Origin of the sequence: Lactobacillus sp. A27, from assembly GCF_016742815.1 — a bacterium.
Lineage (GTDB): Bacteria > Bacillota > Bacilli > Lactobacillales > Lactobacillaceae > Lactobacillus > Lactobacillus gallinarum.
The window spans coordinates 1-8534 of the sequence record NZ_JAEHNT010000045.1 but is presented as its reverse complement, the minus strand read 5'-3'; the positions used below and the strand labels follow the sequence as shown (position 1 = coordinate 8534).

General features: G+C 33.4%; 7 protein-coding genes and 1 pseudogene. All 8 read right to left on the bottom strand.

What is annotated here, in order from left to right:
• Positions 1-310: 310 nt before the first annotated feature.
• Entirely contained in the window at positions 311-1846 is a 1536-nt protein-coding gene (locus tag JEM49_RS06760; RefSeq protein WP_201874310.1) for an RNA-binding domain-containing protein, read from the bottom strand.
• Between the two features lie 277 nt (positions 1847-2123).
• Positions 2124-3296 carry a MerR family transcriptional regulator gene (locus tag JEM49_RS06755; RefSeq protein ID WP_201874308.1) on the bottom strand — a complete coding sequence of 391 codons (1173 nt, stop codon included), beginning with the start codon at positions 3294-3296 and terminating at the stop codon, positions 2124-2126.
• 27 nt (positions 3297-3323) lie between these two features.
• Positions 3324-4181 carry an AbiH family protein gene (locus JEM49_RS06750; RefSeq protein WP_201874311.1) on the bottom strand — a complete coding sequence of 286 codons (858 nt, stop codon included), beginning with the start codon at positions 4179-4181 and terminating at the stop codon, positions 3324-3326.
• Between the two features lie 42 nt (positions 4182-4223).
• Positions 4224-5258: an IS30 family transposase gene (locus JEM49_RS06745; RefSeq protein ID WP_014567885.1), complete on the bottom strand. Its 1035-nt coding sequence runs from the start codon at positions 5256-5258 to the stop codon at positions 4224-4226.
• Between the two features lie 67 nt (positions 5259-5325).
• Positions 5326-5634 (bottom strand): hypothetical protein, encoded by a 309-nt coding sequence (locus JEM49_RS06740; protein ID WP_201874306.1) that lies wholly within the window; start codon positions 5632-5634, stop codon positions 5326-5328.
• Positions 5635-5863: 229 nt separating this feature from the next.
• Positions 5864-7417 carry an SIR2 family protein gene (locus tag JEM49_RS06735; RefSeq protein WP_098036946.1) on the bottom strand — a complete coding sequence of 518 codons (1554 nt, stop codon included), beginning with the start codon at positions 7415-7417 and terminating at the stop codon, positions 5864-5866.
• 195 nt (positions 7418-7612) lie between these two features.
• Positions 7613-8005, bottom strand: coding sequence for a hypothetical protein (locus JEM49_RS06730; RefSeq protein ID WP_056940735.1), 393 nt, complete (start codon positions 8003-8005; stop codon positions 7613-7615).
• 83 nt (positions 8006-8088) lie between these two features.
• Positions 8089-8358, bottom strand: a pseudogene (locus tag JEM49_RS06725) (MerR family transcriptional regulator); the annotation flags it as partial.
• Positions 8359-8534 lie beyond the last annotated feature (176 nt).

Here is an 8534-nt window from a genome sequence, read left to right as displayed (position 1 = left end):
AAGCTGGTACATAGCAGCTTGATGCTTAATCCAATTATTAAATTATAGTTGACTTCTATCAACACGATTTGACAGAGAGCCATTTAATAAAGGAGTTTTTCTCCCAGTAACTATTATTATGGAACAGATTTAATTAAATTAGAAAAATATCTGCATCCCTCAAAATTTAACATTTATACTCAACCAACTAGAATAAACGATAAGATAAAAACAGTTGCTCTTTAGCAATGGCTGCTTTATCACACGTTAAAAAGTCTCTCATTACTCTTTAGTAGTGTTGAGACTTTTTGCTTGGTTTAATTTCCATTCATTACAGTTTTTCTTCCATATTTTTCAATTTCATTATTTTATCTACTTGTTCTTGTTCACTAGTCTTTTCTAGCTTATATACTGTAGACTTGCCATTTCCTTCTGAAATTAAAATCTTTTCATCTATTAGATGATTTAGTCTTTTTCTTACAGTACTGTTGCTTCCAAATTTATCATTCATATCCTTAAACATCTGGGAGAAACTAAATTCAGATTTTTGAATAGCATAATCAATAATAAATTTTTCAGTTGGATCCAAAACCATCTCATCATCAATTTTGGTTCGTATATCTATTTTCCAAATTCTTATCTTAGTGATTTTATTAGTTGCATCAATTTCGATTTCTGGTTCCATCAAATGATTTCTGCTAGCAGCTCTTAAAATTCTAGGTCCTCCACTAGCTCTCTTTTCTGAAATACCGATCCTTCTAAATAAAGTAGCAATTTCTGAATTTCTTACTTCTGACTTTTGACCACGCAAAAATGATTCTCTGCTAACTCTCATATCACCTGGATTAGTAAATTCCCAATAACTTGGACGATCTTCAATTTGAATTGCTATTGTTCCATCGTAATAAGCGTGCATCAAGCAATTAACCAGCGCTTCCTTTGCAGCAGATCTTAAATCGGCAACATAGCTTCCTCTTGTCAAATCCTCATCTTGAACATATTTGTCATTAATATTAGAAGTGATCTTAGGCAAAACTATATTATAAAATGAATAAATATTCATTTCTGGATAATTCATGTCCCCTGCTGAAACACGATCAACCCAATCGGTATCGCCGTCTTTAGCATACCTTGTATAGTCTAATTGAAACCTAGGGAATCTATCCATTATTGACATAAACTTGCCAAAAAATAGCAACCCACCTTCTGTTAATTTACGTTCTTTACTTGAAGAACGTCTATCGCGTCTCAATACCCCAATATCTGTTAAAAGTTCATAATCTGACTTTGATATACTATCCGCATCTTCTACTTTTTCTAACTTTTTACGATAGTCATTAATATCTTCTAGATTCAAATCACTATCCCAATCAAAGTTTTCAAGCAATCTAGTGTCAACTTGATCTTGGCTTTCAGCATATAAATACTTTAGTTGATCATGTGTTGCTAAACGATCACCATCATCGGTTCTCATATAAGTCTTATCTTTAAAAGTAATTGGCTTATCAGAAAATTGGGCTGGATATATCTTTATTTGAATTAATGCTTTGCCATTAAACTTAGTAACTTTAACATCAGAATCTTGAATTACAGGCTTATTGATTACATTCGGATTGTTATTGCTATTAAACAATTCTTTTATTACATAATCAGGTTGATCAACGCCTACAATCTTATAATGATGTGATTGGGGTTCATCTACACCTAATACAATAAGGCCACCATCTGTATTAGAAAATGAGCTTACTGTTTCCCATATATTTTGAGGTAATTTCCAACTTGCTGTTTTGAATTCCAAATGCAAGCCTTCTTTTGGAATTGTAAATTCAAGAGTACCTACATCTTTAACAAAATTAATAAAATCCATAAATTCACCATAAAAGTAAAAGAAAGAAAAAAGAAAGGGATGCCGTTATATCAACATTTACAGCTAATCTTTTTCTTATTTAAAAAGAAAAAGAAAAGAATTGACATTTTTGCATATTTGTGATATGCATCAATTCATTATAAAAAGTCTTATACTCTAATCTGTATCTATATTTCCCTATTAGAATCATTATCAGCTCTAATAATTATACCTTGAAATTTACAAACGCCCAAATTAGTAAAAATTAGGATCTCATAATACATAATCAGCAGTTCAATTATTTTCTAGCAGCAAAAAAGCCGGCGTCCTTGGTAATGTTAAAGCCGCCACTAACCTTTTGTTCAACATATTGTTTGAATTCTTGATAGTGGTTGAGCAAGATCTCATTCTGGTTGCCGTGGCAAGAAAGAATGTATGAAATAATCGGTGTTGCTTCGGAGATCTCGATGGCATCGTAGTACTTCTTGCAGGTGACATTGCTGAAGAATCTACTCAAAATCTGCTTGCCGTTGTCTAGGCCAAAGCGTTCGTACAAATTAGTGGATGATAAAACGATGTTGGAATTGAAGTTCTGGACTAGATCGGTGATCTCGCGCATGTGGCGCTTGGAGTATGTGCTGCATACGAGGGATGCACCAGGCTTAAGCACGCGGCGAATTTCCGACAAAGCCTTAGAAATATCATCACAGTAAAAGAGCATGTGATTGGCAATTACTAGATCAAAGGTATTGTCAGCGAATGGAATCTTCTGCGCATCGATCACAGCATATTGAAATTCGGGCTTATCACCAATCTCATTCTTAGCATCAGCCAACATCCCTTCCGAGATATCTGACAAAATGATATTCACATCGGCTGGCACCTTATTAATATTCTGTGACCATAACGCACCATTACCTGCACCCAGTTCAAGCACCTTCATCCCCGACTTAAGGTGTAAGTTACTAAATAGCCACGGGAACCAGCCTTCCTTATTAACAGAATAATCACGGTGCAAACGAATGCGGGCAGAAATATTCGTAGCGTTCTTATACTGCATACTGAGTGATTGATTCATCGAAGTTAAATGAATTAAGTTAAGCATCTTCGACCAATCAACTTGATCATTGCGATCTAGTGCCTGACTAGTTGAGTCGATGGCATTCACCACATTCTTCATCTCTTCAAGTCGTTCTTCGGCAAGACGCTTTTGAATCTGGAGTGAATTGCGGAGTAATTGCTTATCCCCTGATCCAATCGTCATTTCACGAATATCGCTGAGTGAAAAACCAAGATACTTTAATAGTAGAATCTGTTGCAACTTGGCAAAATCTTGATCTGTATATAGCCGTGCACCACCTTTAGTGTGCGTTGCCGGCTTTAATAAATTCTTCTGATCATAATAGCGAATCGTACGAATCGAAACATGTGCTTTCTTTGCAAACTCGCCACTTGTGTAGTATTGGGACATGATAATTATCCTTTTATCATTAAATGCCTAATATTCTATTTCATTCACAACTATATTTTTATCCAAATCATTATATTTAAGTAAAATATTTAAGTTTTGCTTTTCTTCACCGTTAAATCGAAAAATATTAATTTTCTTTAGATTTATACAGACTCTTATCAAATCAGCAATTAGTTCTTTATCTGATTGTAAAGAATGGCCAATTATTGTAATTTCATCAAATTCTTCTGGGAATGCATAATATTCTGGTATATTATTTTCTTCTGGCTTAATTGGTAATTTAATCTTAAATGGTCTAAAACAATTATCTACTAAATAATCTATAAAACCGGTAAAAAAGTCTTTGTTTTGTTGCGTTTTTAACAAAATTTGTTCTATTCTTCGAAAGTCTTCTTTTCTCACACCTTTAAAAAGATCAAATTTTTTATCATAAAAATATTTACTATTTTCATCATAGTAATTACTCATAGAGCAAAGAATTTGATATACTTCTGGCTCAATTAAATATGGAGACAATTTATATTGGCTATAATAATATGCATCATAAGTTTTAAATCTATTAAATATATCGATTTTATGTAAATATTTTTTACCTAAATATCTTTTCAGGTCTAAAATATCTCTTAAATATGGTTTAGAAAAAATTCTGTAATAGTTTGGTACTCCTTCAACTAAATTTTCATTTGCATTACCTAGAATGATATATTTTTCCTTTAATGAACCATGAACATGGTATATTTTTTGTCTAGGAATTTTATACGAATCAGTAGTTATGTCAGTATAGTTAAAATTAATAATAGAACTAGCTGATTCTAAGTATTTTCTTACATTTTTTGAAAAACACCCCTTTTCTACATACTCTTCCTCATGCTTTAAATATTTAATGAGACTTTTCCCTGAATTGTCAAATTAAGTGCAACAGTTAGGCTATGAAGAAATATATTGCTTGAAGAGTTCCTCTGCTGTGTGATATTGGAGGATTCGGCGATATTTGTGGTTAATGGCATCAGTTGCCTGTTGAACATAAGCTTTTGACTTGTCTTTCATGCTCTTGCCCTTAGGGAAGAATTGACGCAAAAGACCATTGCAGTTCTCATTGGTGCCCCTTTCCCATGGAGAATATGGGTGAGCAAAGTAAATCTGGCAGCCCTTGATCTTGGTCATATCCGCAAACTCAGAGCCATTGTCAAACGTGATTGATTTAAACCAGGCAGGATGTCTGTCAATCTCCTTTTGAAGCAGCCTTTGGCATGTGCTTGCCCGATAGTCAGGAATCTTGATAACTACTTCAAAGCGTGTGGTTCTTTCAGTCAAAGTCATTAAAGCAGGCTGATTCTTGCGTCTGACGCCTTTAACCAGATCTCCTTCCCAGTGCAGCGGAGCTTTTCTGTCTTCAACCTCCTTAGGACGCTGTTCAATGGAATTGCCAAGATGCTTCTTGTGCAAAGCGTGACCGCCATGGCTGTGATGACGCTTGTTCCTGCGTCTTTTGAGCTTCATAGGCAGATCAATATTGCTTATGTCCAGCAAGCCCTGATCAATATAGCGATAGACGGTTGGTGTGCTGGGACAAGGGTAGCCTGGCATAGTCCTTTTGAATTCACCAACGAACTCATCGATGCTGGTGGCATCAAATTTAGCTTTAAAGCGTCTGGAGAGCATTCTCAAAAAGACAGCATAATGCTTCAATGGATTGCGCTGATAGCAGTTTTGGCGACGCTTCTCATAATAAATCTGTGCAGTATCAGCGTAATAGTGCTCATATAACAAATAGCTGCTGTCTCTTTGCAGGACGCTTCCGCGTTTGATTTCGCGACTGATTGTCGATTTATGACAGCCAACTTCTTGAGCGATGACAGTACGGGAAGTTATGCCAGAATCCAGCATTGCCTGAATCTGACCACGTTGTACGCTAGTTAATTGATGATAGTGTTTAGAAATGCTAGAATTTGAGTTGGTCATGAAGATCTTCCTTTCTTGATTTTTCGTCACTTCAAGTTTAGGTCTTCATGGCCTTTTTGTTTAACACTTAGTGTTGCACTTCAATTTTAAATCCGGGAATGAGACTTTTCTGAATTAAATACATTTGAGGTATTAATCTATAGTATGTTTCATGATACACTCCTGGATGTTCCATTATGGTACTATTACCATCAAGTCGCGTTGAAGACATTTTCATAATAAAATTTTCTAAATTATACCAATTTTCTTTACCGTCTAATTCTATTAATCTTTTTAGTTTCTGAGGTGCGTCATTACTCTCAAAATAATCTTTAAAACTACTATGTAATCCGAAATTTAAATCTATTCCGTTCCCTAATATTACTAATTTTCTCATAAAAATTTCTCTTATTAAAAATACTACACTTGTAAAGTTAGTTTTAGCATTTTTGGATATTGCTAATTAAATTTGATATAATAAGTGTAAAGATGGGCTTGATATAAGGGTAACTAGTCTGTTAGTTGCTTATTATATTAGGTACATCGTGTTAATATGATAATTACTGAAAAGGTCCCATAGGGGGTGTCTAGTTTATTAGGCGCTTTAACTATGGGGCTTTTTCGTTTTATCTTCTCCACTTTAAACAGTCATATATTCTAATTAATCGCCTAATATTTGTTCTTACTGGGGATTTAGAATCTTGTAATATATTTCTATCATTATCAAAAATCTCTTTTAATACTTGTCCTAATTTATCAACATCGATTTGATCTTCTGTCAAATATGACAACAATTCCGTAGCTTTCCCTATATCATCATGTTCTGCTTTCCAGATTTCATCTACGCTATTATATCTACAATATTTTCGATTTTTCTTAATTGTATTAGAAATTATTGCGTTAAAATCGTACTTTTTAGCTGTGTCTTCTGCTTCCTTATATGAACCATGAGCAAAGTGAAGCAACTTATTAACAGGTAATCTTCCAGAATTTTGCGATGATAAATTATGAAAAGCATATTTCAATAAATCATCTGCGTCCCAACCTAAATCTCCTAAAATTATATTACGATACCAATCATCACTACTTATTCCACTTAATCCTCGCAAACTGAGATCTGAAGCTTTTCCAATCGCCAAAGCTAAATCATCATCAGATATACGTTTATCATCTATATTCGCCACCTGTATCGTAGCTGTGGGAGTACTTGTAATAACATATTCATATAAATCCTGTTTAAGACGCCTTAACAACCGAACTGGTATTGTAACTTTCTTCTCAGCCAAAGCATCATACAAAAGAGAATAATCACTAAGTACTACCTTCGTCATGGATAAAGTTAGCCCATCTATTGAAACCTCAGAAGGAGTTATATCTACTCCCTTTTTATTTTCTTCATAATCTACAAATATAAATCTGTCTTTTAGCGTGTTAAGTTGAGTTTGATTCAAGCATTTAACAATGGCACTAATAATATTTCTAATGTTGCTATCACTAAGAGAATATCCCATAAAAATAATTGGATATTCAACAAAAATCGTCATTAATTTTGCAGCTAAGTAGGCTTCTTTATTATTAAAGGCTTCATAATCTTCTTCATCTATGATAATACTCTCAGGTTTATCAACAGAACCATGAATTTTATATATTTCCGCGATCCCTTGAATTGCAGAAAAAATTAATTCATTCTGTCCAATATAAGTTTTATAGTTATTAAAATGATCTTCAACAAAAGTATCATAATTAGTCGTTATAACTCCTGAGATATTTTTCACAGATAATTGTTCCAGTTGCCTAATTTCATTTTTATATTCTGGAACAATATCCCCTTGGCTTTTTATGTATGAAGCAATTTCTGCTTTAAAAGGAGAAAGTCCATTTTTTACTAAATCTGTAGTTTCCTTATTTAATGTTCTGATACTAGGATTTTCATACCATTTAGCGTTATAATCTTTTTCAATTAAAGTAGCTACTTTTGGCATCACATTTATCGAATTTCCAGACGACTGTACTTTATTTACATAAGAATTATATGCAAATTCATTATTTGAAACTTCTTTAGCAAAATGTCTTAACAATCCCTCCCAATTAGGTAATCCTAAATATCTTCTTGTCATCCCTGAGCCAATAAAAAGAAATGGTGTAGTAGTAAAATTAGCTATTAAATCTTGTAAATTCATATTATGTCCCTTTGCGTATTTATCATTAATGCAGCTGATAATTAGATAAATCATATCAAACTTACGTTCATATATTAATATTAGCAGACTATCTATAAATACTGAAGAACAAATAATTTTTACACAAAAAAAGCCACGCAATTGTCATCTGACAATCATGTGACATTTCATCTATTAATTCATCTCATTACAAAATTACTTAACTTTCCAGTATGTATACTTATCTAAAATAGAAGAGGCTCCATGTACTCTCAAATACTTCCGACCATTCTTATATCCAAATTTAAAAGTAATAGTGGGACTCTTGAAACTATCCCGTTTATATTGATAAACGTTTTTTCTCAACTTTCTTGAATATATTCTTTTAGCTGGAGAAACGGCAGCTCCGTTATCAGGCATATAATATACATTCTTTTTTTGAATTTGAACTGTAATTTTTAATTTTGCATTATGATAATTTCCACGAACTGCTGTCGGTACTGATCTATGCCATCTAGCTGCTTGAACTGGTTTACTAAACGAAATACTCAAAAAAATTACTGATAATATTGCTATCAAAATAATAATAGTTTTTTTATAAATTTTCATTTCTACTCCCCAATATAAAGTTAAAACTTAATTCCAATCTATAAAGATTAGGTCAAAGGTCTTTCTAAATAGTATTTTACAGCAAGACGCTTTTGAATTTGGAGTGAATTGCGGAGTAATTGCTTATCCCCTGATCCAATCGTCATTTCACGAATATCGCTGAGTGAAAAACCAAGATACTTTAATAGTAGAATCTGTTGCAACTTGGCAAAATCTTGGTCTGTATATAGCCGTGCACCACCTTTAGTGTGCGTTGCCGGCTTTAATAAATTCTTCTGATCATAATAGCGAATTGTGCGAATCGAAACATGCGCCTTCTTCGCAAACTCGCCACTTGTGTAGTATTGGGACATGATATGGCATCCTTTGTATGGTATAATGTAAGCGTCATATAACCGAGTATCTTTTTTAGTCCGTATTTTTCAGGTATTCTAATCTCATCAAATTAATGGAGGTTAAGAATATGATCGAAAAACAACAACCCATTGTGGCACTTGGCCACTCTTCTAAACCTAAGAAGGCTCGTCCA

Bases quoted from the DNA above. Each gene is read 5' to 3' on its own strand.
- JEM49_RS06760 (WP_201874310.1), bottom strand. From the start codon at position 1,846: ATGGATTTTATTAATTTTGTTAAAGATGTAGGTACTCTTGAATTTACA.
- JEM49_RS06755 (WP_201874308.1), bottom strand. From the start codon at position 3,296: ATGTCCCAATACTACACAAGTGGCGAGTTTGCAAAGAAAGCACATGTT.
- JEM49_RS06745 (WP_014567885.1), bottom strand. From the start codon at position 5,258: ATGACCAACTCAAATTCTAGCATTTCTAAACACTATCATCAATTAACT.
- JEM49_RS06740 (WP_201874306.1), bottom strand. From the start codon at position 5,634: ATGAGAAAATTAGTAATATTAGGGAACGGAATAGATTTAAATTTCGGA.
- JEM49_RS06735 (WP_098036946.1), bottom strand. From the start codon at position 7,417: ATGAATTTACAAGATTTAATAGCTAATTTTACTACTACACCATTTCTT.
- JEM49_RS06730 (WP_056940735.1), bottom strand. From the start codon at position 8,005: ATGAAAATTTATAAAAAAACTATTATTATTTTGATAGCAATATTATCA.